The 21,429-nt window shown below is 75.7% G+C and carries 21 protein-coding genes and 1 pseudogene; 10 read left to right on the top strand and 12 right to left on the bottom strand.

The genetic code is table 11. The annotated features are described in order from the left end of the window. The first annotated feature begins 76 nt into the window (after nucleotides 1-76). On the top strand, nucleotides 77-1,252 hold the full coding sequence (locus tag ABTY61_RS07915) for an amidohydrolase (RefSeq protein WP_350504068.1): 1,176 nt from the start codon (nucleotides 77-79) through the stop codon (nucleotides 1,250-1,252). Nucleotides 1,253-1,396: 144 nt separating this feature from the next. On the opposite strand, the gene ABTY61_RS07910 is transcribed toward ABTY61_RS07915, so the two are convergent. From ABTY61_RS07910 to ABTY61_RS07875, 8 genes are all read right to left on the bottom strand, one after another. Then, entirely contained in the window at nucleotides 1,397-2,152 is a 756-nt protein-coding gene (locus ABTY61_RS07910) for an AMP-binding protein (protein ID WP_350504067.1), read from the bottom strand. Further along, nucleotides 2,152-2,388 carry a phosphopantetheine-binding protein gene (locus ABTY61_RS07905; protein WP_350504066.1) on the bottom strand — a complete coding sequence of 79 codons (237 nt, stop codon included), beginning with the start codon at nucleotides 2,386-2,388 and terminating at the stop codon, nucleotides 2,152-2,154. Before ABTY61_RS07905 ends, ABTY61_RS07910 begins: the two co-directional genes overlap by 1 nt. Nucleotides 2,389-2,393: 5 nt before the next feature. Beyond that, nucleotides 2,394-3,092, bottom strand: coding sequence for an isochorismatase family protein (locus tag ABTY61_RS07900; RefSeq protein WP_350504065.1), 699 nt, complete (start codon nucleotides 3,090-3,092; stop codon nucleotides 2,394-2,396). A gap of 82 nt (nucleotides 3,093-3,174) precedes the next feature. Further along, nucleotides 3,175-4,845: a (2,3-dihydroxybenzoyl)adenylate synthase gene (locus tag ABTY61_RS07895; protein WP_350504064.1), complete on the bottom strand. Its 1,671-nt coding sequence runs from the start codon at nucleotides 4,843-4,845 to the stop codon at nucleotides 3,175-3,177. Beyond that, a complete protein-coding gene (dhbC, locus tag ABTY61_RS07890; protein ID WP_502895237.1) occupies nucleotides 4,842-6,053 on the bottom strand; it encodes an isochorismate synthase DhbC in 1,212 nt (403 codons plus the stop codon). The genes ABTY61_RS07895 and dhbC overlap by 4 nt, the downstream gene beginning before the upstream one ends. A 190-nt stretch (nucleotides 6,054-6,243) precedes the next feature. Then, the gene (locus ABTY61_RS07885; protein ID WP_350504063.1) at nucleotides 6,244-7,023 is read right to left on the bottom strand and encodes a 2,3-dihydro-2,3-dihydroxybenzoate dehydrogenase; all 780 of its coding nucleotides are present in this window, start codon (nucleotides 7,021-7,023) and stop codon (nucleotides 6,244-6,246) included. A 242-nt stretch (nucleotides 7,024-7,265) separates the two neighbouring features. Next, nucleotides 7,266-7,439 carry a hypothetical protein gene (locus ABTY61_RS07880; RefSeq protein ID WP_350504062.1) on the bottom strand — a complete coding sequence of 58 codons (174 nt, stop codon included), beginning with the start codon at nucleotides 7,437-7,439 and terminating at the stop codon, nucleotides 7,266-7,268. Between the two features lie 16 nt (nucleotides 7,440-7,455). Next, complete coding sequence (locus ABTY61_RS07875) at nucleotides 7,456-8,598, bottom strand: CapA family protein (RefSeq protein WP_350504061.1); 1,143 nt, start codon at nucleotides 8,596-8,598, stop codon at nucleotides 7,456-7,458. 425 nt (nucleotides 8,599-9,023) lie between these two features. On the opposite strand from ABTY61_RS07875, the pseudogene ABTY61_RS41965 reads away from it, so the two are divergent. The 5 genes and pseudogenes from ABTY61_RS41965 to ABTY61_RS07855 form a co-directional block, all read left to right on the top strand. Beyond that, nucleotides 9,024-9,422: pseudogene (locus tag ABTY61_RS41965) on the top strand (universal stress protein); the annotation flags it as partial. After that, on the top strand, nucleotides 9,408-9,788 hold the full coding sequence (locus tag ABTY61_RS41960) for a dsRBD fold-containing protein (RefSeq protein WP_502895249.1): 381 nt from the start codon (nucleotides 9,408-9,410) through the stop codon (nucleotides 9,786-9,788). The pseudogene ABTY61_RS41965 and the gene ABTY61_RS41960, both read left to right, overlap by 15 nt. A gap of 136 nt (nucleotides 9,789-9,924) precedes the next feature. Next, nucleotides 9,925-11,199: a M48 family metalloprotease gene (locus ABTY61_RS07865; RefSeq protein ID WP_350504059.1), complete on the top strand. Its 1,275-nt coding sequence runs from the start codon at nucleotides 9,925-9,927 to the stop codon at nucleotides 11,197-11,199. Nucleotides 11,200-11,242: 43 nt separating this feature from the next. Then, nucleotides 11,243-11,665: a MarR family winged helix-turn-helix transcriptional regulator gene (locus tag ABTY61_RS07860; protein WP_350504058.1), complete on the top strand. Its 423-nt coding sequence runs from the start codon at nucleotides 11,243-11,245 to the stop codon at nucleotides 11,663-11,665. A gap of 195 nt (nucleotides 11,666-11,860) precedes the next feature. Next, entirely contained in the window at nucleotides 11,861-12,985 is a 1,125-nt protein-coding gene (locus ABTY61_RS07855) for a PP2C family protein-serine/threonine phosphatase (protein WP_350504057.1), read from the top strand. 21 nt (nucleotides 12,986-13,006) lie between these two features. On the opposite strand, the gene ABTY61_RS07850 is transcribed toward ABTY61_RS07855, so the two are convergent. Next, the gene (locus tag ABTY61_RS07850; RefSeq protein WP_350504056.1) at nucleotides 13,007-14,413 is read right to left on the bottom strand and encodes an ABC transporter substrate-binding protein; all 1,407 of its coding nucleotides are present in this window, start codon (nucleotides 14,411-14,413) and stop codon (nucleotides 13,007-13,009) included. After that, nucleotides 14,404-15,006, bottom strand: a complete 603-nt coding sequence (locus ABTY61_RS07845; RefSeq protein WP_350504055.1) for an MTB12 C-terminal domain-containing protein — start codon at nucleotides 15,004-15,006, stop codon at nucleotides 14,404-14,406. Before ABTY61_RS07845 ends, ABTY61_RS07850 begins: the two co-directional genes overlap by 10 nt. A gap of 119 nt (nucleotides 15,007-15,125) precedes the next feature. Here ABTY61_RS07845 and ABTY61_RS07840 point away from each other — a divergent pair, with 119 nt between their 5' ends. The 4 genes from ABTY61_RS07840 to ABTY61_RS07825 all read left to right on the top strand — a co-directional run bounded on the left by ABTY61_RS07840 (nucleotide 15,126) and on the right by ABTY61_RS07825 (nucleotide 19,397). After that, nucleotides 15,126-15,794, top strand: coding sequence for a hypothetical protein (locus ABTY61_RS07840; RefSeq protein WP_502895236.1), 669 nt, complete (start codon nucleotides 15,126-15,128; stop codon nucleotides 15,792-15,794). Nucleotides 15,795-15,798: 4 nt separating this feature from the next. Continuing rightward, on the top strand, nucleotides 15,799-17,757 hold the full coding sequence (locus ABTY61_RS07835) for an ABC transporter permease subunit (RefSeq protein WP_350504054.1): 1,959 nt from the start codon (nucleotides 15,799-15,801) through the stop codon (nucleotides 17,755-17,757). Nucleotides 17,758-17,890: 133 nt separating this feature from the next. After that, nucleotides 17,891-18,673 carry an ABC transporter ATP-binding protein gene (locus ABTY61_RS07830; protein ID WP_350504053.1) on the top strand — a complete coding sequence of 261 codons (783 nt, stop codon included), beginning with the start codon at nucleotides 17,891-17,893 and terminating at the stop codon, nucleotides 18,671-18,673. Between the two features lie 52 nt (nucleotides 18,674-18,725). Continuing rightward, a complete protein-coding gene (locus ABTY61_RS07825; RefSeq protein WP_350504052.1) occupies nucleotides 18,726-19,397 on the top strand; it encodes an ATP-binding cassette domain-containing protein in 672 nt (223 codons plus the stop codon). 186 nt (nucleotides 19,398-19,583) lie between these two features. Here the strand turns inward: ABTY61_RS07825 and ABTY61_RS07820 are convergent, their stop codons facing one another. Next, nucleotides 19,584-20,360: an SDR family NAD(P)-dependent oxidoreductase gene (locus ABTY61_RS07820; protein WP_350504051.1), complete on the bottom strand. Its 777-nt coding sequence runs from the start codon at nucleotides 20,358-20,360 to the stop codon at nucleotides 19,584-19,586. Between the two features lie 81 nt (nucleotides 20,361-20,441). After that, a complete protein-coding gene (locus tag ABTY61_RS07815) occupies nucleotides 20,442-21,371 on the bottom strand; it encodes an NADP-dependent oxidoreductase (RefSeq protein ID WP_350504050.1) in 930 nt (309 codons plus the stop codon). Between the last annotated feature and the right edge of the window lie 58 nt (nucleotides 21,372-21,429).

The raw sequence follows: 21,429 nt of genomic DNA, 5'->3' as shown, positions 1-21,429 counted from the left end.
GTTAGCCTAATCTAACTTCATACGAACTGGTCAACAGCCCGGTGCCGCCGGGCCCCTGACACCCGGAGACGCCCCCATGCCCCAGCCCCAAGCCGCGCCCCAGGCACTCGAGGCCCCGAACGCGGCCAAGCAGGCCGTCCGCGAGCGCATCCACGCCCACGGGGCAGACCTGCTGGCGCTCAGCCACCGCATCCACGCCCACCCCGAGACCGCCTTCGAGGAGCACCGGGCCGCCGCCCGGTGCACCCAACTGCTGCGCTCCCACGGCTACTCGGTCACCGCACCCGCCCATGGCCTGGCCACCGCGTTCACCGCGAGTCTCGGCAGCGGGCCGGTCACCGTCGCGCTGGTCTGCGAGTACGACGCCCTTCCCGGCCTCGGGCACGCCTGCGGGCACAACCTGATCGCCGCCGCGGGCGTCGGCGCGGCACTCGGGCTCGCCCCGTACGCGGCCGAACTCGGGCTCAGCGTAAGGGTGATCGGCGCTCCGGCCGAGGAACGCGGGGCGGGCAAGGCGCTGTTGCTGGAGGCGGGGGCCTTCGCGGGGGTGGACGCGGCGATGATGGTCCACCCCTGCCCGGTCGAGGTCGCCGACTTCCGCTCCTTCGCGCTCGGCACCCTGTCCGTCCGCTACACCGGACGCGCCGCCCACCCCAGCCTCAACCCGCACGAGGGCCGCAACGCCGCCGACGCGCTCACCGTCGCCCAGGTCGCGCTCGGGCTGCTGCGGCAGCAACTGCCGCCCCAGTGGCGGGTGCACGGCATCACCACGGCGGCCGGGACTACCCCGAACCTGATCCCCGACAGCGCGAGCGCCGAGTACGAGATCCGGGCCTCGGCGGCCGAGGACCTCGCTCAGTTGCGGGCCCGGGTCGAGGACTGCTTCCGGGCCGGGGCGCTGGCCACCGGCTGCGAGATGGAACTGAGCCGGCCCGAGCCGGACTACCTGGACATGCGCTCCGACCCGGCTCTGCTCGCGCACTGGCGCGCCAACGCGGCGGCGCTGGGGCGGCCCGAGCCGGTGGAGCGCGGGCCGTTCGCCTGTACGGACATGGGCAACGTCTCGCACGTGGTGCCCTCCATCCATCCGGTCCTGGACATCACCGGGGGCGCCTGCGCGCCGCACGAGGCCGCGTTCGCGGCGGCCGCGGTCGGGGCGGAGGCCGAACGGGCGCTGCTGGACGGCGCGGTGGCGATGGCGTGGACGGCGGTGGACCTGGCGCTCGGGTGGCGGTCGGCAGCTGACGGCTGACGGCTGACAGATGACAACTTTCAGCGAACGGATTTCAACTTTCATTATCTGTTCGCTGAAAGTTGAAATCTGAAAGTTGTTCGCTGTCGTCTGTCAGCCGCCAGCTGTTCGCAGCCCGCCGCCCCGCGCCGCCCCGCCGCCCCCTCACTCCCCCGTCAGCACCACGGCCGCGCCGGTCCGCAGCGGCCAGAGGAAGCCCCAGTGCGGCAGCCGCAGCTGCAACACCCGGTCCCCCGGCCCGAGCGGGTGGGCGGCCTGCAGCTCGCGCACCCGTCGGTCCGCCTCGCCGTGGGTCAGCCGGACGGCGGCCGGGCGCCCGCCCGGGCCGTAGCCGACGCTGAGCAGGTGCTGCGGGGTGAGGGCCCGCGGCGGGTCGGTGTCCAGCTCGCCCGTGGTGTCGAGCCCGGTCAGCGCCCCCGGCACCGCCTCCCCCAGCACGCACACCGGCTCGTTCTCGGCGAGCAGCCGGTCCCGTCGCCCGGGCGGGTCCGCCGGGTCCAACGGCAGGTACGCCGCACCGGACTTGGCCACCGCGAGCAGCGCCGTCAGCATCTCCTCCGAGCGCCGGGCCGGCGCCAGCCCGACCACCGTGCCCGGCCGGGCGCCGCGCCGGGCCAGGGCCCGCGCCAGCCGGTTGGCCGCGGTGTTCAGCTCCCGGTACGTCACCACCCCGCCGTCCGCGAGCAGCAGCGCCGGGGCCTCCGGGCTCCGGGCCGCCTGGGCCTCGACCGGGCCGACCACGGTGGTGGCCGGGTGCTCGACCGCCGGGCCGGCGCGCAGCGGCCCCGGCAGGACCAGCCCCTCCGCCGCCAGCATCGCCGGCACGGTGGTCACATCCCCCGCGTCAGCTCTGCCCGCACCGATCCCGCCCGCGCCCGCCTCCCGTACGACCGCCCCCATCAGGCCACCACACCCAGCAGTTCGGCCCAGGCCTCGACGGACGGCCGCTCCGCCAGCCGCACGAACGCCACCTCGGAGCCCTCGGCCCGCCAGCGTTCGGCGAGCGTCATCAGCCGGATCGAGTCGAGGCCCCAGTCGGCCAGGTTCTCGTCCAGCGGGATGTCCGCCGGGTCCTCGCCGAGCAGGTCGGCGACCTCGGCCCGGATCCGCTCCACGGTGAAGCCTGTGTGGTCCATGCCCGTCACTTCCCGTCCGTCCTTTCCAGCGCCCCGTCCGACGAACCGACCAGCGCACCGTCCGACGGACCGTCCAGCGAGCCGAGTACGGCGTCCGCCGTGGTGACCAGCCCGCATCGCCCCGCGATCCACTCCAGCGCCGCGCGGTGCTCGTCCGGCCCGAAGTCTGCGACCGCGTCGGCCACCACGAAGGCCTGGACGTCCCGCATCCAGGCATCGCAGGCAGTGGCCTGCACACCGATGTGGGCGTACACCCCGGTGATCACCAGCTGGTCGCGGCCCTGCTCGCGCAGCAGTCGCTCCAACTCGGTGCGTACGAAGGCGCTGTACTTCCACTTGGTGAGCACGGCGTCGCCAGGCACCGGCGCGGCGGCCGCAGCGATCGCCGTGGCGCGCGGGTCGTCCGGGATGCCCGGACCCCAGAAGTCCTGCTGCAGTCCGCGTTCGGCCGCGCTCTGCCCGCCGCGCTGCGCCGAGTAGACGACCGGCACCCCGCTCGCGCGGGCCGCAGCCGTCAACGCTACGACCTTGTCGAGGAGTTCGGGCACCGGGGCGGCATCGGCCGGGAACGCGTCCAGGAAGTGGTTCTGCAGGTCGTGCACCAGCAGCACGGCACGGGCCGGGTCCACCGTCCAGGAGACCCGGTTGGCGGGCAGCTCCTCGGCGGCGGGCAGCGGATACGAGGGAATGCGGGGCAGGCCCACGATGGTCGGACTCCTCAGCTGTACAGGGGTGTTGGCGGCAGGGGTGTTGACGGGCTTCAGGAGCGGGTTTCAGGGGCGGGTTTCAGGGGTGGGTGAGGGAGGCCGCGATGGCGGCCCGCAGGTCCTTCTTGCTGACCTTGCCGATCCCGGTGGCGGGGAAGGCGTCGACGAACTCGACCCGGTCCGGCACCTTGTAGTCGGCCAGTCCGCGCCGGCGGACGAAGCGCTTCAACTCGACGCTTCTCGGCGGCCGTTCGCGGTGTTCGGTGCGGAGCACGACATACGCGCAGGTGCGCTCGCCCAGGTACGGGTCGGGCATCGACACCACCGCCGCGTCGTGCACGGCCGGGTGGGCGAGCAGGTGGTTCTCGATCTCCTCGGCGGCGACCTTCTCCCCGCCCCGGTTGATCTGGTCCTTGGCCCGGCCCTCGACCACCAGGTGGCCGCTGGGCAGCCGGCGGACCAGGTCGCCGGTGCGGTAGAAGCCGTCCGGGGTGAAGGAGTCGGCATTGTGCCCGGGGGCGTTCCAGTAGCCGCGGATGGTGTACGGACCGCGGGTGAGCAGGTGCCCGGTGGTGCCGTCGGGCAGGTCGCGGCCCTCGTCGTCGACCACCCGGACCTCGTCGTCGGGGGAGATCGGGCGGCCCTGGGTGGTGGTGATCAGCTCCTCCGGGTCGTCCAGCCGGGTGTAGTTGACCAGGCCCTCGGCCATCCCGAACACCTGCTGCAGCGTGCAGCCCAGCACCGGGCGCACCCGCCGGGCCGCCTCCGTACTGAACTTGGCGCCGCCGACCAGCAGCACCTCCAGGCTCTCGTACCCGCGGGCTCCGCGCTCGGCGGCGTCCAGCCAGAGCAGCGCGAGCGGCGGGACGAGTCCGGTGACGGTCACACCCTCGCGCCCCATCAGCGGGAACGCCGTCTCGGGGTTCGGCCGGGGACAGAGCACCACCCGGCCGCCCGCGTACAGCGTGCCGAGCGAACCGGGCGAGCTGAGCGGGAAGTTGTGGGCGGCGGGCAGCACGCACAGGTAGACGCTGCGGGCGTCCAGCGCGCACAGCTCGACCGAGCCGCGCAGCGAGTAGATGTATTCGTCGTGGGTGCGCGGGATCAGCTTCGGCACGCCCGTACTGCCTCCCGAGAGCTGGAGGAAGGCGACGTCCCCAGGCTCGGGTCCGCACGCGGGGCCGGGCCCGTCGCAGGGCACGTCCGCCAGCCGGACGTGCCCGCCCGGGTCCTCGCCCGCCACCAGGACCAGCCGCAGATCCGGGTTCTCCACCCTTACCCGGTCGGCGAGTTCGCGGTGGTCGAAGCCGCCCTCGACGCCCGGGACGACGTACGCCACCGCGCCGGTGAACGAGCAGAAGTGCGAGATCTCCGCGTACCGGTGCGCGGGCAGCGCGAAGACCGGCAGGGCGCCGATCCGGAACAGCGCGAAGACCACCTCGAAGAACTCGGCGGCGTTGGGCAGTTGGACCACCACCCGGTCCCCGGCCCGGACCCCGCGGGCGAGCAGCCCGGCGGCCATCCGGTCGGCCCGGCGGTCGAGTTCGGCGTACGTCCAGCGCCGTTCCCCCGCCGCCGCCGAGTGGCCGCCCGGATCGACGACGGCGATCCGCTCGCCGTGCGCGGCGGCGCGCTCGCGCAGCATCCGCCCGAAGGTCTCGCCGCGCCAGTGGCCGGCGGCCCGGTAGCGCTCGGCGAACTCGGCCGGGTACGGGGTGAATCCGCCCAGCACGTCGTCCAGGGGCGTCACAGCGCCACCCCGGCCGCGTCCAGGAAGGTGCGGAACTTGGCGCTGGTCTCGGCGAGTTCGGCCTCGGGCCGGGACTGCTCGACCACCCCGGCGCCCGCGTACACCCGCAACGTCCGCCCCTCCGCCTCGGCGCAGCGGATGGTCACCACCCACTCGCCGTCTCCCGTCTCGTCGCCCCAGCCGACCATGCCGGTGTAGAGGCCCCGGTCGAAGGGCTCGACCTCGCCGATCACCCGGCGGGCGACGTCCGTCGGCGTGCCGCAGACCGCCGGGGTCGGGTGCAGCGCGCAGGCCAACTCCAGGGCGGAGACCGCCGGATCGGCCAGCTCGCCGCTGATCGCGGTGGCCAGGTGCCACATCGCGGCCGTCCGCACCAGGGTGGGCTGCTGCGGCACGTCCAGGCTGCGGCAGTACGGCGCGAGCGCCGCGCGGATGGCGTCCACCACCACGGCGTGCTCGTGGAGGTCCTTGGGCGACTCCAGCAGCGCGGCGGCGCGCCGGACGTCCTCACCCAGGTCCTCGCTGCGCGGCACCGAGCCGGCCAGCGGCTTGGCCAGCACGGCTGTTCCCCGCCGGGAGAGCAGGAGTTCGGGGCTGGCGCCGATCAGGGTGCGGCCGCCGCCGGCCGGGACCGCGAAGGTGTAGCCGCCGGGGTCGCGCCGGGCCAGGCGCTGCAGCACGGCCGGCAGGTCGAGCGGCCGGTCGCCGCTCAGTTCCAGCGTGCGGGCCAGCACCACCTTGCTCAACTCCCCGCCGCGCAGCCGCTCGACGGCCGCCGCGACGCCCGCGCCGTATGCCTCCGGCGCCGGGACCGGACGGATCCGCCAGTCGGTCTCCGCGACCGGCGGCGCGGGCAGCGCGATCAGCGGGTCGTCGCCCAGCGCCCCGGCGGACCGGACCCGGGCGGGGACGGCGAGTTCGACCCGGCTGTCGCGGTCGAAGGCCATCGCCCCGACCACCAGGGGCCGTTCGATCCCGGCGCGGCGGGCCTGGGCCAGCGTCTCGGCGACCCGCAGGGGCAGCGGACGCGCGTCCTGCGGCACCCGGGCGTGCACGCCGGCGGCGAGCAGGGTGCGGGTCGGCGAGGCGAGGAACGCCTCGTCCTCGGCGGCCCGGTACTGGCCGAGCAGGCCGCTGGCCGCGCCGATGGCGGTCCGGTCGGGGCCGCCGTCGGTGGGGGTCGGCGGGGCGTGGTGCACCGTGGTCACGGTGTTCTCTCCAGTCTGGGACAGGTCTACGGTCTGCCGGTCTTGCGGTCCAGCGGCCTGCGCGGACCCCGGCTTGCGGGGACGCCGGTCGGCGGGGACCCCGGTCAGCGGGGATTCCGGTCGGCGGGGATGCCGGCCTGGGGGAACGCCGGTCGGCGGGGCTGCCGCACAGCGGACGGCCGGGGGCGTCTCAGGCGCGCAGGGTCGCGCCGCCGTCGACGTACAGGTCGTGCATGGTGATGTGCCGGGCCCGGTCGGAGGCCAGGAAGAGCACCGCCTCCGCGACGTCGGCGGGCTCGGCGATCCGGCCGAGCGGGATGCCGACCCGCCAGGCTGCCAAGTCGCCTTCTATCACGCGCCGTTCGGCCGCCTCGGCGTCCTCGCCCCACAGTCCGCGCTGCATCTGCGTGTCGGTCGACCCGGGCGAGACCACGTTGCAGCGCACCCCGGAGCGGGCGAGCTCCAGCCCGAGGCAGCGGGTGAACATGGCGGCCGCCGCCTTGGACGCCGCATAGGCGGCCATCCCGGCCCGGGGCACCCCGGCGGCGTTGGAGCCCACGGTGACGATGGCACCCTTGCCCCGCCCGGCCATCCGGCGGCCGACCGCCCGGCTGGCGTGGAACACCCCGGTGGCATTGACGGCGAAGGTCTCCGCCCAGTCGGCGTCGGTGAGTTCCACGATCGGCCCGACCCGCAGGACACCGGCGACGTTCACCAGCACTCCGATCGGCCCGAGTTGATGCTCCATCAATTCGGCTCCGCTGTCGATCGCCTGCCCGTCGGCGACATCCAGCACATACGGGTGCACCGCGTCGGACTCCGCCGCGAGCCGGGCGAGCGGACCGGCGTTCCGGTCCACCGCCGCGACGACGGCCCCCTCCGCGACCAGCGCCCGGACCACGGCCGCACCGATCCCCTGCCCGGCCCCGGTGACCATCGCGACGACACCGTCGAATTCGGACCGCTCCACAGGACATTCCCTCCGACCAGCATTGTTAGGCAAGCCTAACCTAACACAATTGTTCGCCTACGCCGAGAGCTCGTTCGACCGGCCTTCCGACGGACCGTCCGACGGCCCTTCAGCCGGACCCTTCGACACCTGGCCCCTCGTCAATCCACCCGGGCACGCGAAGAGGCCGCCCGCCCCGAGAACGGGTCGGACGGCCTCAGGTCCTTGTCGCCGAGCCCCGGCACCGGCCTCCGGCGGGTGCGTCAGCCCAGCGGCCCAGCGGTGTAGATCCAGTCGAAGCCGTCGTACCCCGGCCCGTCCAGGTGCTCGGCGCGGTGCAGGCCGACGCGGAGGGCGACGCCCTGGGAGGCGAGGTTGTCGGGGCGGATGCGGGCGATCAGGGGCAGGCCGGGGACGTGGGCGGCGGACCACTCCACGACGGCACCGGCGGCCTCAGTGCGCGGCCGGGGGCGGGGTGAGGCCGGCGCAGCCGCGCAGGCCGTCGCGGCGCTTGAGGGCGGCCTCGGCGGCGGCGCCGGTGACCGGCTGGGGGATTCCCTTGTCGTCGATGGTGGCCGGGGCGAAGGCCTCGCCGGTGACCTTGCCGTCGGCGGCGAGGGTGAGGGTGGTGACGCCGGTCTCGTTGGAGAAGGCGTAGTTGGAGGTGCCGTACCAGAGGAAGTTGCCGAAGCCGTACCCGATGTAGGTGTTGCCGAGCATGCCCGAGCCGACCATGGTGTGGGCGTGGGTGCCGACCACAGCGGAGGCGCCGACGGCGGCGAGCTTCTTGGCGACGGCGGTCTGCGCGCCGGTCGGGCAGGCCTTGCCCTCCTCGCCCCAGTGCAGGTAGACGAGGACGACCGGGGCCTGCTGCTTGGCCGCCTGCACCGCCGAGACCAGTGCGGGGACATCCAGGGCCGAGGCGATGCCGGGCTTGTTGGCGCCGGCCCGCCACTTCTGGTTGGTGATGTCCTCGACCTGGCTGGCGGCGACCACCGCGACCTTCACCCCGCGCACGGTGGTCAGGTACGGGGCGTACGCCTCCTTGGCGTTGTGTCCGACGCCGATCACCGGGATGGGCGAGGAGTCCTTGGCGGCCAGGGTGTCGGCGAGGCCGTCGGCGCCGAAGTCGACGGCGTGGTTGTTGGCCATCGAGACGACGTCGACGCCGGAGTCCTTGAGCACGGACAGCGCCTTGGGCGCGGTGCGGAAGGTGTACGTCTTCGGCTCGGGCGCGCCGCGGCCGGTGATCGCGGTCTCCAGGTTGAGCACGGAGAGGTCGGCGTCGGCAAGGGTGTGGGAGATCGGGCCGAGGGCCGGCTCGGGCGGCTGGACGGACAACCGGGACTGGGTACGGCCCTCGAAGTGGACGTCCCCGGCGAAAGCGACGGTGATGGTGCCGTCGGGGCGGGGCGCACCGCCCTTGGTGGGGGCGGCGGCGGGGGCCGTGCCGGTGGTCGCGGCGGCGGTTCCTGCCGGGGGTGCGGCCTCGGACGGGGCCGTCGCCGCCGGGCGGGGCGCCGGATCGTCCGGCCCGCAGGCGGCGACGGCGGTCAGCCCGACGAACACGGCAACGGCGGCCGCGGCACGGCGCATGAGTGGTTCCCCCCGGAGGTCGATGCAAGGCGGTCAGCCTACGCCACCGAATCGGCACCGCTTGAGCCCGTCCCCACAACATTCCGGACACAAAAGGGCACCATCGGTCGCACCGGACATCTGCACCCCGCCCCGCCCAGCCCGGACCAGGCCGAGCCCCGCCCAACCCCGACCGGGCCCAACCCCGACCGGGCCCCGCGCCGACCGGGCCCGTCCGTCCCGGTCCCCCGCCCCACCGGGCCACCGCGTCCCTGGCGCCCCCGCCCGGCGGCGCGCAGCGTGGAGGAGGAGGCCGCCGGCGGGACCGCCCGGCCGCGCCCGGCCGCCGGAGGAGGTTCGTGATGGCCAGCAACCAGACGGCCGGCAACCGGACGGCCGGTGACGAGACGGCCGTCAACCGGACGGCCCCCGGCCGGGAGCGCCGGATCGTGGTCGGGATCGACGGTTCGGAGCCGTCGAAGGCGGCGTTGCGCTGGGCGGTCGGCCAGGCGGTCCTCACCGGGGCCGTCGTGCACGCGGTGGCGGCCTGGGAGTACCCCTCGCTGTACGGGTGGTTCGCGCCGATGGTGGACGAGGGCTTCGAGCAGGCCGCCCACCGCACGCTGACCGCCGAGGTCAACGAGGTGGTCGGGGCGCAGCGCCCGGCGGAGGTCCGGGAGAGCCTGGTGCTCGGGCACGCCGCCGAGGTGCTGCTGGACGCGGCCGAGGACGCGGACCTGCTGGTGCTCGGCAGCAGGGGCCGGGGCACCTTCGCCCGGACGCTGCTCGGTTCGGTGTCCACCCGCTGCGCGGTGCACGGGGTCTGCCCGGTGGTGATCGTCCGGCCGGACGGTACGGCCGCCACGCCGCGGCGGTCGACGGCCGGCACGGCGGTCGGTGCGGTCGGTGCGGTCGGTGCGGTCGGTGCGGTCGCGGCGGACGAGCGGGCCCCGGCGGACGAGCGGACCAAGGACTGGCAGCTCAGCCTGCATGTGGTCGAGGACCGGGACACCACCCGGGTGCACGCCGTGCTGGACGCCGACGGCACCCTCCTGCACAGCGACGCCATGGCCCGCCGCAACCCGCGCGACACCCCGGCCCCGGCGGTCGGCGACGAGTTCGCGGTCGGCCGCGCCCTGGTCGACCTCGGCCACCAGCTGCTGCGGGCCGGTGTCCACGGCGCCACCGGTCCGGCGGAGTCGGAGGGGTGAGCTCCGGGCGCGCCCCGGTGACGGGTCCGGCACGGGCACCCACCCGTCTCGGGTCCGGCACGGGCACCGGCCGCCTGCGGTGGTCCATGCTGGACCCGCCTCACTTCACCCCGCCCTCGCCGGAGCCTCCCTGCCGATGAACGAGCCCGCGCCGGATCCCACCCCCGGCCCCGCCCCCGACCTCACTCCCGCCCCCGATGACCCCACCTCCGCCGGCCCCGCCCCCGACTTCACCCCCGCCGAGCGCGCCCGCGGCCGCGCGCTGCGCCGCGCCCAGCTGCTGTGGGCGCTCGGCGGCCGGCTGGCGGGCCTGGCGCTGACCCTGGTGCTGGGCCTGACCCCGGCCGGTGCCGCGCTGGTGACCGCCACCGGCCGCTGGTTCGGCGGCTCCCGCACGGCCGGGGTGCTGGCCGGCGCGGCCGCCCTGGTGGTGCTGGGCCAGGCGCTGCAGTTGCCCTTCGGGGCGGGGGCACGCGCCGTCCGGGCCCGGTTCGGCCTGGTGACCCAGGGCTGGGCGGGCTGGGCGCTGGACGCCGTGCGCTCGCTCGGGCTGGCGCTGCTGCTGGTCCTGCCGCTGGTGCTCGGCCTGTTCGCGCTGACCGCGTGGTCGCCGCGGCGCTGGTGGCTCCCGGCGGCGGGGGCGGCGGCGCTGCTGACGGTCGCGCTGTCCTTCCTCCACCCGCTGCTGATCGAGCCGGTGTTCAACCGCTTCGCCCCGATGCCGCCGGGCGAGCTGCGGACGGCGCTGCTGGCGCTGGCCGAGCGGGACGGCGTACGGGTGCGGGACGTCCTGGTGGCGGACGCCTCCCGGCGCACCACCGCGCTGAACGCCTACGTATCCGGGTTCGGCGCGACCCGCCGGATCGTCGCGTACGACACCCTGTTGTCGGCCGCCGAGCCGCGCGAGGTGGAGCTGGTGGTGGCGCACGAGCTGGGGCACGTCAAACACCGGGACGTGCCGCTCGGCACGGCGCTCGGCGCGGTGGGTGCCGCCGTGGCGGTGGCGGTGCTGGGCCTGCTGGCGGACTGGCCCCCGCTGTTGGCGGCCGCCGGGGCGGACGACGCGGCCGACCCCCGGGCGCTGCCGCTGCTGGCCGCGCTGGCGGCGCTGCTCGGCGCCCTGTCGGGGCCGGCGCAGTGTGCGGTGAGCCGCCGGATCGAGGCCAGGGCGGACCGGCACGCACTCGAACTGACCGGGGACGCCGAGCAGTTCGTGGCGATGCAGCGCAGACTGGCGGTGGTGAACGTCTCGGATGTCGACCCGCCGCGGCTGCTTGAGCTACTGTTCGCCACTCACCCGAGTGCGACCCGCCGGATCGCGGCCGCCCGCGCCTGGCAGGCCGGGCGGGGCCGGGCGGCGGGCCCCGCGGCCGATGGGCCGGCGGCGGAGGCGCGCCCGACCCCGGAGTGAATCCGTTGTATAGTGCAACAAATCCTGAGGAGGTAGGAACGCCGTGCCCGGCCGCGAGTCGTCCATCGACATCATCCAGCGCGAGCTGACCGCCTTCGCCCGCCGTGCCCGGCACAAGGCCTCCCAGCTGCACCCCGACCTCTCCCTGGTCACGTACAGCATCCTCGACCTGATCACCGAGCGCGGCGGCTGCCGGGCCGCCGACGTGGCCGCGCACTTCATGCTCGACAAATCCACCGTCAGCCGCCAGGTCACCGCCCTGGAGAAGCTCGGCCTGCTGCGCCGCGAGACCGACCCGGACGACCAGCGCGGCCAGATCCTGCGCGCCACCGAGGCCGGACTCACCCTGCTGCGGGACGCCAACGAGCAGCGCCGGATGTCCTTCACCGCCCGCTTCACCGACTGGTCGGACGAGGACGTCGCCCGCTTCGCCGCGTACCTGGCCCGCTACGGCACAGAGGGCTGACCCCAGGGCTGAACCCTCGGCCCCGCACCCCGCCCGCGCCGACGCCCGCACCCGCCCCGCGCCGACGCCCGCCCCCGCCCCGGGGTGCGCCCCACCGCCCCCACGGTGTACAGAGGAGAGGTGCCCCTCCGGCAGCGTCCCGATGACCCGCGTCCCCGCGCCCGCCGCCGCTCCTGGCGGCCCGACCGCCGAGTGATGACGGCGCTGCCGCTCGCACTGATCGTCGTGATCACCGTCGTCGACATCCTCTCCCCGCCGGAGATCCACCTCGGCCCGCTGCTGATCGTCGCCCCGGCCCTCACCGCCTCCATCGCCGGCCCCCGGGCCACCGCCGGGGTCGCCCTGCTGGCCCTCGCCGCGCTCACCGTCATCGGCTCCGTCCGGGACGGCCTGACCAGCGCCAACATCGAGACCCAGCTGAGCGCCCAGGTGGTCGTCTCGGCGCTGATCGTCGGCCTGCGGGTGCTGCGCGACCGGCACGAACGCGAACTGGCCCGGGTGCGCTCGGTCTCCGAGGCCGCCCAGCGGGTGCTGCTGCGCCCGTTGCCGGACCGGATCGGGCCGCTCCACCTGGCCTCCTTCTACCTGGCCGCCGAGGCCGAGGCCCAGGTCGGCGGCGACCTGTACGCGGCCGCCCGGACCACCGACGGCACCCGGCTGCTGGTCGGCGACGTCCGGGGCAAGGGGCTGTCCTCGCTCGGCGACGCGGCCCTGCTGCTCGGCGCCTTCCGCGCCGCCGCCCACCTGCACGCCGACCTGCCGGGCCTGGCCGAGTACCTGGACGGCAGCGTCTGCTGGGACCTCGCCCAGCTGGCCGAAGCCCGCCGGGCCGAACGCTCCCGGCACCAGCACCAGCACCAGCACCCCGCCCCGGACCCGGACCCGGACGAGGAGGATCCGGACGAGGGCGGCGAGTCCTTCATCACCGCCGTCCTGATCGACATCCCCGACGACGGCACGCGAGTCCACCTGATCGACTGCGGCCACCCTCCCCCGCTGCTGCTGCGCCCGGACGGCGTCACCACGCTCACCACCCGCAACCCCGCACCGCCGCTCGGCCTCGGCGAACTCGCCCCGGTCTCGTACGAGGTGCAGACCTTCCCGTTCCACCCCGGCGACCGGCTGCTGATCTACACCGACGGGGTGATCGAGGCCCGGGACGCCCAGCGCCGCTTCTACCCGCTGACCGAACGGGTCACCGCCTGGCAGTCCGAGCGCCCCGGCGTTCTGCTGAGCCGCCTGCGCCGCGACCTGCTGGCCCACGTCGGCCGCCGGCTGGACGACGACGCGGCGATGGTGGTGGTCGAGCGGCTCCCCTGACCGCCGGGGGTGGGCAAACGGTCAGGGCCGGTACGGCAGCTGCGGCACCTCGAAGCAGTCGGTGGTCATGGCCGGCACCTGGGTGACCCAGCCGCCCGGCCCGCCCCCGGCGGAGTCCTGCCAGCGGGCGACGTTCAGGCAGGCCCGGGTCGGCCCGCTCGGCGGCGGCCGCGGCACGAAGGAGGCGGGCAGGATCAGCCCGTGCGCGTCGTAGGGCTCGGCGCGGTCCAGGAAGGCCTCGACGCAGGCCCGGGCCGGCGCGGCCCCGCAGGAGTCCAGCGCGTCGGTGAGCCACTGGGCGCCCGCCCAGCCCTCCAGCTCCCAGGCGGACAGCTGCCCGGCGCGGTCCGGGAAGTAGCGGGCCATCGCGGCGCGGAAGTCGTGCACGGCCGGGTACTGCTCGTCCTCGTAGTTCAGGCTGGACGACGTCGCCCAGAGCGCGTTGCGGCAGTTCGGCGAGGAGGCGTAGTCGGTGCGCACCGACTCCGACCAGTTCTGCACGGTGGTCACCTTCGCCGCGACCGCCACCCCGGCCTCGTCCAGGGCCCGGCAGAGCGCCGCGTTGCCGCGCGAGTCCATCGCGTCGAACAGCAGCTGGGAGCCGTCGGCGCGCACGGCCGCGGCCACCGCCTGGAAGTTCGGCAGCGCGAAGTCCACCGTCTGGAGCAGTACGCGGTAGCCCTCCGCCTCCAGCCCGGCCTTGAGCTGTCCGGCGTAGCGGGCCGAGTCGGCCTGGTTGTAGGCGACCACGGCGGCGCTGCCGGCACCCAGGCGCTGCTTGAAGAAACGGAACACCTCGGTGCTCTGGTAGAGCGTGCCGTTCCAGCCGACCGCCCGGCCGTCGCGCGGGGCCGCGCTGCCGTAGATCCCGTACAGGTGCGGCCAGCGGTCGTAGGCCGTCCCGATCGGCTGGCCGCCGACGTCCGGCACCCCCTTGCCGCTCACGTACGGCGCGCCCGCGTAGTCCAGCACGCTGCCGCTGACGAAGGCGAGGACGTGGGCCTGGTCGATCAGCCGGTGCACGCAGTCCTGGTTGCCGATGCCGCTGCCGCCGTCGTCGCAGGTCACCAGCCGGACGGTGCGCCCGTGCAGGCCGCCGCGGTCGTTGAGGGCCTGGAAGAACGCCTGGGCGCCGTAACGGGGGCCGCTGAACACCTCGCTGCCGACCGGGCTGGTGAGGGAGGTGACGATGCCGATCCGGATCTCGGTGGCGGACACCCCGGTGTCGGAGGCCGGGGAGCCCGCCCCCGGGGCGGGCGTGGCACGGGCGGCGAAGGCGCCGTCCGGCAGCCGGGTGCCGCAGCCGGCGAGCAGCGGGAGCAGCGGGAGCAGCAGGACCAGGACGGAGATCAGCATCCGCACGCGGCCGGGCCGCCGGCGCGGGGGTGCGTCGGCGGCCCGGCCGGGCGGCGGTGCGGTCAGCTGCATCCGGGGACCGGGGTGCCGCTCGCACCGCCGGCCTGGGTGAGCAGCCCGCACAGGGTCGAGCGGGAGACCTTCCAGGTGCCGTTGTCGAGGACGGCCTGGCCGCTCGCGCTCGGCTCGACCACGGTGCTCTGGAGCGAGAGCGCGTAGGTCACGGTCGCGTCGGCGGCGTCGGTGAAGGCGACGCCGTTCACCTTCGCCTGCACCTGGCCCACCCGGGGGTCCTGCGAGAAGCCCTGGAGCACCGGGAGCAGCGCGTCGCCGCCCTGGAGCAGCTTGGCCTTGTCGGCGATCGGGGTCGCCGGGTCGAAGAACTTCTCCCAGTTGGCGGTGATCTCCGCCGTGGCGGCGGCCGGATCGGCGGGGGCGGTGCCGGTGGCGCTCGCGGTGGCACCGGCGCTCGCGCTCGCGCTTTCCGTGGCACTGGCGCCGGCGGCGGGGGCACTCGGGGTTCCGGCCGGCGAGGAGGCCGAGGAACCGGACTTGCTGCTGCTGCACCCGGCCGCCGTGCCCGCCAGCAGCAGGGCGAGCAGCCCGGCCGCCGTCCGCAGGAGGGGGCTGCCGCCCCCGTGGGTGCCGCTTCGCGTCACGCGCATGCTGTGTTCCCTCTCGACTGCGCCGCCCGGGCCGGTCGCGGTGCCCCCTGTGCGGTGCCCCGGATGCTGTTCCAGGCCGATCCTGGAAACGTCTCAAGTGACACCATGAAGGCGGATCCATGGACGAATCGCAATCCGACGGAGAAATCACCCGTAACGCCCCGAGGGTTTCCCCCGTCCGGCGCGGTGCCCGGCTGCTGCGGACCGCCCGGGGCGGGCGCGACTGGGCCGGCTGGCTGCTCGTCGCGGTCGGGGCCGTGCTGTGCGTGCTCGGCTGGTACGGGGTCTCCGGCGAGCGCTTCGTCGAACAGCAGGTCCCCTATCTGGCCTCGTCCACCGTCCCCGGCGCGGCCCTGATCGTGGCCGGCGCCGTGCTGGTCGCGCTGCGACCGCCGCCCGCGCGCGGCGAACTGACCGACCGGCGGGTCGAGCGGCTGTACGACCTGCTGGTGGAACCCGGGACCGAGCCGGGGCCTGCGCCGGACCCGACCCCGGCGGACCGGCCGGGCCTGCTCGCCGTCCCCGAGGGCACCCGCTACCACCGGCCCGACTGCCCGCTGGTCACCGGCAAGGCCCGGGCCGCACCGGTGGACGCGGCCGCCGTAGGGGAACGGGGGCTGACGCCCTGCCCGCTCTGCTCGCCGGGCGCCCCCGGCGCCCCCGGCGAGCCCAGTGCCCCCGGCGCCCCCGGCGCTCCCACCGAGCCCGGCGAGCACACCGAGCCCACCGAGCCCACCGAGCCCGGCGAGCCCACCCGTCCGGGCGAAGCCGCCCCGCCGAGCGGCTGAACCGATGACCGTACCGCTCACCGCGCCCGACTCGCTCGGCCTCACCCTCGACCTCGCCCTCGCCGGACTCACCGTCGGCAGCGCCGCCGCCCTCAGCGGCATCGGACTCGTCGTCTGCCACCGCGCCACCGGCGTGCTCAACATCGCCCAGGGCGCCCAGGCCATGGCCGTCGCCTACCTGCTGCGCGACCTCGTGGTCGTCCGGCACTGGCCGGTCTGGCCCGCCGTCGCCTGCTGCCTGCTGGTGGTCGCCCCCGCGCTCGGCGTGCTGCTCGACGTCCTCGTCCACCGCCCGCTGCAACGGCGCGGCGCCGGACCGGCCGAGACCATGGTCGCCGGACTCGGCGTGTTCGTGCTGCTCATCGGCGTCGCCGTCCTGCTGTGGGGCCCGGCCCCGGTGGCCGGCGCCCCCAGCCCGTTCGGCGGCGCCCCGATCCGGCTGCCCGGCGGACACACCCTGCGCCCCGACACCGTCGCCCAACTCGCCGCCATCCTCGTCCTGGGCCTCGCCGTCGCCGCCACCACCCGCTGGACCCGCCTCGGCCTCCACCTGCGCGCGGTCGTCGACGACCGCCGGCTCGCCGCCCTCACCGGCGTCGACGCCGACCGGGTCTCCGCCACCGGCTGGGCCTTCGGCACCTTCACGGCCGGACTCGTCGGCGTCGCCCTCGCGCCCTACCTGCTGCTCGACCCGTACGGGCTGCCACTGCTGGTCATGGAGACCATGGCCGTCGCCGTCGCCGCCCGGCTGCGCAGCATCCCCGTCGCCGTCGCCACCGGACTCGGCCTCGGCATCGCCCAGTCCGAACTCACCCGGCTGCGCCCGTCCGGTCAGCTCCTTCCGCTGGTCGAGGCCGTGCAGTCCAACCTGTTCGTGATCGCGCTGCTCGCCGCGGCCCTGCTCGCCGGGCCCGGCACCACCGGGGGGCCGGGCACCACCGCGCCGCTCGCCGCCCCGCCCCGCCGGGCGGGCCGGGGCGCCGGCGGGAGCCGACTGACCGGAGCCGTCTGCCTGGTGCTGCTCCTGATGCCGTTCGGCTTCCGGGGCAACGACCTGCGCAGCGCCCTGCTCGTCCCCGCCCTCGCCCTGGTGCTGCTGTCCATCGTCGTCGTCACCGGCTACGGCGGGCAGATCTCCCTCGGCCAAGCCGGCTACGCGGGCCTCGGCGCGCTCGGCACCGCCCTGCTGATGAGCGGTCGCGTCCCCGGCCTGCCCGCGCTGCCCGCCGCCCCCGCCCTGCTCCTCGCCGTCCTCGCCACCGCCCCGCTCGGCCTGCTCACCGGCTGGCCCGCGATCCGCCGCCGCGGACTCGCGCTCGCCCTCGTCACCTTCGCCGTCGGCACGGCCGTGAGCCGCTTCGTCTTCCAGCAGCCCTACGCCACCACCGGGCTCACCCTCGACCGCCCCTCCTACCTCACCGGCGACCGCGCCTTCTACCTCGCCGAACTCCTCCTCCTCGGCCTCGGCCTGCTCATCGTCCGCGCCCTCCACCGCGGCCGCCTCGGCCGCGCCCTCACCGCCATGCGCGACCACGAGGCCGGGGCGGTCGCGGCGGGCGTCGACGTACCGGGCCTCAAACTCCTCGCCTTCGTGGCCGGCGCCGCACTCGCCGCACTCGGCGGCGGCCTGATGGGCCTCGCGGGCCGCGCCTTCGACGCGGCCTCCTTCGACCCCGTCCGCGGCCTGCTCTGGTTCGCCGCCGTGGTCGTCGCGGGCGCCGACAGCGCCCTCGCCGCCGTCCTCGCCGCGGCCCTGCTGATCGGCCTCGACGCGGGCACCGTCACCGGCGTCTCGGCCGTCGCGGTCGGCGCCCTCGCCGCCGCCATCGGCCGCCTCCCCGGCGGCCTCGCCGCCCTCCCCACCCGTCGCCGGGGCCGCACACGGGCGGTCCCACCCCTGCCACCCGGACACCTCAGCCCGACCGGGCAACGCCTGCGGGCCGACCTGGAGCGCCGCCCGTGAACGCCGAGCGGACCCGCAACCGGAACGGAGCAGCGGCAGCCGGAACTCCACCCGGAAGGAAGCGGGTCGACAGGATTCCCGCACCCCGGGCCGCAGGTGCACGGGGCGCAGCCGGCCCCGAGGAACCGCGGACGTGCCAACCCCCCTGCACCGCCCGGACGTCGAGGACGGCGGCCCACGGTGGGGCGTCGTGAGGGGGGCGCGGTTGACCGTGCGGGGGGTGGTGCGGCGCTATGGGGGGATCGAGGCGGTGGGCGGGGTGGATCTGGTGGCTCCGGGTGGGCGGATCACGGCGTTGATCGGGCCGAACGGGGCGGGGAAGAGCACCCTGTTCGACTGTCTGGCGGGGACGGTCCGGCCGGATGCCGGGCGGGTGTTGCTGGGTGGACGGGATGTGACCGCGCTGGCCGCGCACCGGCGGGTGCGGCTCGGGTTGGCGCGGACGTTCCAGCAGATCGCCGTCTTCCCCACCCTCTCGGTGGCCGACAACGTCCGGGTGGGGGCGGAGCAGCGGCGGGGCAGGGTGGCGGCCCGGACGGTGCTGGAGCGGACGGAGCGGGCACTGGGGCTGTTCGGGCTGTCGGGTCTCGCGGACGAGCCGGCGGGGGTGCAGCCCACCGGGGTGTTGCGGTTGGTGGAGTTGGCCCGGGCCTTGGCCGGCGGGCCCCGGGTGCTGTTGCTGGACGAGCCGGCGGCGGGGCTGGACGCCGCCCAGACGGGCCGCCTGGTGGCCGTCCTGCGCGGCCTCGCGGAGCGCGGGATGGCGCTGCTGCTGGTGGAGCACGATGCCGAGTTGGTGGCCGAACTCGCCGACTCCGTCTACGCGATGGCGCAGGGCCGGGTGGTGGCGGCCGGTCCGACGGCGGCGGTGCTGGCGGACGCCCGGGTCGCCGAGGCCTGGGGCGGTCGGCCGTGAGCGCCGAACGTGCGTTCAGCGAGGCCTGCTCGGCCGATCGGGAGGTGGCCGCATGCCCGTAGCCGCCGCCCTGCACGCCGCCCGGGTCCGGTACGGCCCGTTGGAGGCGCTGCACGGCGTGGACCTCGCCTTCCCCGCCGCCGCCGTCACCGTCCTGCTGGGCCGCAACGGTTCGGGGCGCACCAGTGCGCTGCACGCCCTGGCGGGGGTGGTGCCGCTGTCCGGGGGGCGGGTGTGCTGGCGGGGGCGGGACGTCACCGGTCTGTCCGTGCACCGGCGGGTGCGGATGGGGTTCGGGCTGGTGCCGGCCGAGCGCGGGGTGTTCGGGTCGCTCACCGTGGCCGAGCACCTGGAGCTGGGCGGTGCCGGGCGGGCGGAGGTGCTGGCGGCGTTCCCCGAGCTGTCCGCACTGCTGTCCCGACTGGCGGGCACACTGTCCGGTGGCCAGCAGCAACTGGTCGCGGTGGGGCGGGCGTTGGCGGCCCGGCCCGCCTTGCTGCTGCTCGACGAGCCGGAGCGCGGGCTGGCTCCGGCGGTGGCGGCGCGGCTGCACGCCGTGCTGCTGGCCGGTGCGGCCGGGGGCCGTACGGTGGTGCTGGCCGCGCAGTCGCTGCCGCGTTCGCTCGCGGGGGCGGCCGTGGTGCACCTGCTGCACCGGGGCGAGGTGGTGTTCTCGGGCGAGCCCGGGGAGCCGGTGCCGGGGCGGTTCACGCCCACCGGGTGAGGATCCCCGGCCCCGGCCCCGGCCCCGGCCCCGGCCCCGGCCCCGGCCCCGTCTGGTTCCGTGACGTCGGAACGGCGGTTGCGGAGATCCGACCGGGCTCGGAACACCCCGCGGCCGACTGACCGACCATCCGACTGACGGGGCCTTCCTCCCGCCTGCCCGCCGGGCGGACGCCCTCCCCGCGCGCTACTGCGCCAGGTAGCCCCCGTCGACCGGCAGGACGGCGCCGGTGATGAAGGAGGCCTCGTCGGAGGCGAGGAAGAGGACGGCGGCGGCGACCTCGGCCGGGTCGCCGAGGCGGCCCATCGGATGGAGCTTCTCGATCGCCTCGAGGTACTCGGGCCCGCCGGGCTCGTCCCGCAGCCGGGCGACCCGCTCGGTGCCGATGGTGCCGGGGGCGACGGCGTTGACCCGGATGCCGCGGTCCGCCCATTCGACGGCGAGGTGCTTGGTCAGCCCGGAGGCGACGAACTTCGCGGGCCCGTACACCGCCTGGCCGCGCTGGCCGGCCTCGCCGGAGATGGAGGACAGGCAGACGATCGAGCCGCCGGGCCGCTCCTGGGCGAGCATCGCCTCGATCGCGTACTTGCAGGTGAGGAACATGCCGCGGCCGTCCACGGCCATCACCCGGTCCCAGTCCTCGGCGCTCGCCTCGGTGATGTCCATCAGCGGGATCACCCCGGCGTTGGCCACCAGCACGTCGATCCGTCCGTGCCGTTCGACGGCCGCCCCGACCATCCGGCGGGCGTCCGCGTCGACGGACACGTCACCGGCCACCGTGCTGACGGCCGCCGGGAACCGCCCGGCCAACCGGCCCAGCCCCTCGGCGTCGAGGTCGGTGGCGACCACCGACGCACCCTCCCGGACGAAGCGTTCCGCGACGGCCCGGCCGATGCCGCTGGCCGCGCCGGTCACCACGCAGGAACGGCCGGCCAGCCGCCCCGCCGCACTCGAAGTCACCATGGCGGGACTCTACCGAGCGCGGCGCTGCGGGGCCGGGCTTCCGCGACGCGAGTCCGGACGGGGCCCGGCGGGGACCACCGTTCAGACGGTGAGGACGATCTTCCCCCGCACGTGCCCGGCCTCGCTGATCCGCTGCGCCTCCGCCGCCTCCGCCAGCGGGAGAACCCGGTGCAGCGGCAGCCGCAGGGTGCCCGCCGCGTGCAGGGCGAGGGCGGCCGCGAAGGCGTGCCCGTGGTACGACCGGCCGTCCTCGGCGCCGCCCGAGAAGCGCACGCCGTGCTGCTGCGAGCCCGCGATGTCGGCGATCGTCACCACCCGCTCGGCGCTGCCGGTCAGTTCGATGGAGAGCGGCAGCACGTCGCCCTTGCCCGCCGCGTCCAGCACCCGGTCCACCCCGTCCGGCGCGACCGCCCGCACCCGGTCGGCCAGGCCCTCGCCGTAGGTCACCGGGACGGCGCCGAGTTCGCGCAGGTAGTCGTGGTTGGCCTCGCTCGCGGTGCCGATCACGGTGATGCCGCGGGCCCGGGCGAACTGGAGCAGCAGGGTGCCGACCGCGCCCGCCGCACCGTGCACCAGCAGCGTCTCGCCGGACCGCACGCCCAGCAGGTCGAGGACCCGCTCGGAGGTCTCGGCGGCGACCGGGATCGCCGCGGCCTCCTCCCAGCTCAGCGTGGCCGGCTTGGCCGTCAGCAGGTCGGCGTGGAGCAGCGCGTGCTCGGCGTAGCCGCCGCCCATCAGGGCGCCGAACACCTCGTCACCGGGGGCGAAGCCGGTCACCTCCGCGCCGACCGCCTCCACCACCCCGGCGATCTCGTAGCCGGGCACGGCCGGGAAGGTGACGGGGAAGAAGCCGTCCAGCTCGCCGCTGCGCACCTTGTGGTCCAGCGGGTTGACGCCCACGGCGCGGACCGCGACCCGCACCTGGCCGGGCCCGGGGGCGGGCAGTTCGAGCTCGATCGGGCGCAGCACGTCCGCGCCGCCGTACTGGGGGAAGGCGATGGCCTTGGTCATGGAAGATCCTCGCTTCGTCCGGACGTTGTCCCGTCCGGGAGTTGTTCGCTCCGACGGG

It is taken from the genome of Kitasatospora sp. NPDC096128, assembly GCF_040303105.1.
In the GTDB taxonomy this organism is placed as follows: Bacteria; Actinomycetota; Actinomycetes; order Streptomycetales; family Streptomycetaceae; genus Kitasatospora.
The sequence above is the reverse complement of the archived record's forward strand: the minus strand, read 5'-3'. Positions and strand labels throughout refer to the sequence as shown.

Excerpts from the sequence above, each read along its gene's own strand:
- ABTY61_RS07845 (WP_350504055.1), bottom strand. The coding sequence starts at position 15,006 with ATGCGCGTGACGCGAAGCGGCACCCACGGGGGCGGCAGCCCCCTCCTG.
- ABTY61_RS07875 (WP_350504061.1), bottom strand. The coding sequence starts at position 8,598 with ATGCGCCGTGCCGCGGCCGCCGTTGCCGTGTTCGTCGGGCTGACCGCC.
- ABTY61_RS07865 (WP_350504059.1), top strand. The coding sequence starts at position 9,925 with ATGAACGAGCCCGCGCCGGATCCCACCCCCGGCCCCGCCCCCGACCTC.
- ABTY61_RS07910 (WP_350504067.1), bottom strand. The coding sequence starts at position 2,152 with ATGGGGGCGGTCGTACGGGAGGCGGGCGCGGGCGGGATCGGTGCGGGC.
- ABTY61_RS07905 (WP_350504066.1), bottom strand. The coding sequence starts at position 2,388 with ATGGACCACACAGGCTTCACCGTGGAGCGGATCCGGGCCGAGGTCGCC.
- ABTY61_RS07850 (WP_350504056.1), bottom strand. The coding sequence starts at position 14,413 with ATGCAGCTGACCGCACCGCCGCCCGGCCGGGCCGCCGACGCACCCCCG.
- ABTY61_RS07840 (WP_502895236.1), top strand. The coding sequence starts at position 15,126 with ATGGACGAATCGCAATCCGACGGAGAAATCACCCGTAACGCCCCGAGG.
- ABTY61_RS07915 (WP_350504068.1), top strand. The coding sequence starts at position 77 with ATGCCCCAGCCCCAAGCCGCGCCCCAGGCACTCGAGGCCCCGAACGCG.
- ABTY61_RS07825 (WP_350504052.1), top strand. The coding sequence starts at position 18,726 with ATGCCCGTAGCCGCCGCCCTGCACGCCGCCCGGGTCCGGTACGGCCCG.
- ABTY61_RS07820 (WP_350504051.1), bottom strand. The coding sequence starts at position 20,360 with ATGGTGACTTCGAGTGCGGCGGGGCGGCTGGCCGGCCGTTCCTGCGTG.
- ABTY61_RS07835 (WP_350504054.1), top strand. The coding sequence starts at position 15,799 with ATGACCGTACCGCTCACCGCGCCCGACTCGCTCGGCCTCACCCTCGAC.
- ABTY61_RS07855 (WP_350504057.1), top strand. The coding sequence starts at position 11,861 with ATGACGGCGCTGCCGCTCGCACTGATCGTCGTGATCACCGTCGTCGAC.
- ABTY61_RS07815 (WP_350504050.1), bottom strand. The coding sequence starts at position 21,371 with ATGACCAAGGCCATCGCCTTCCCCCAGTACGGCGGCGCGGACGTGCTG.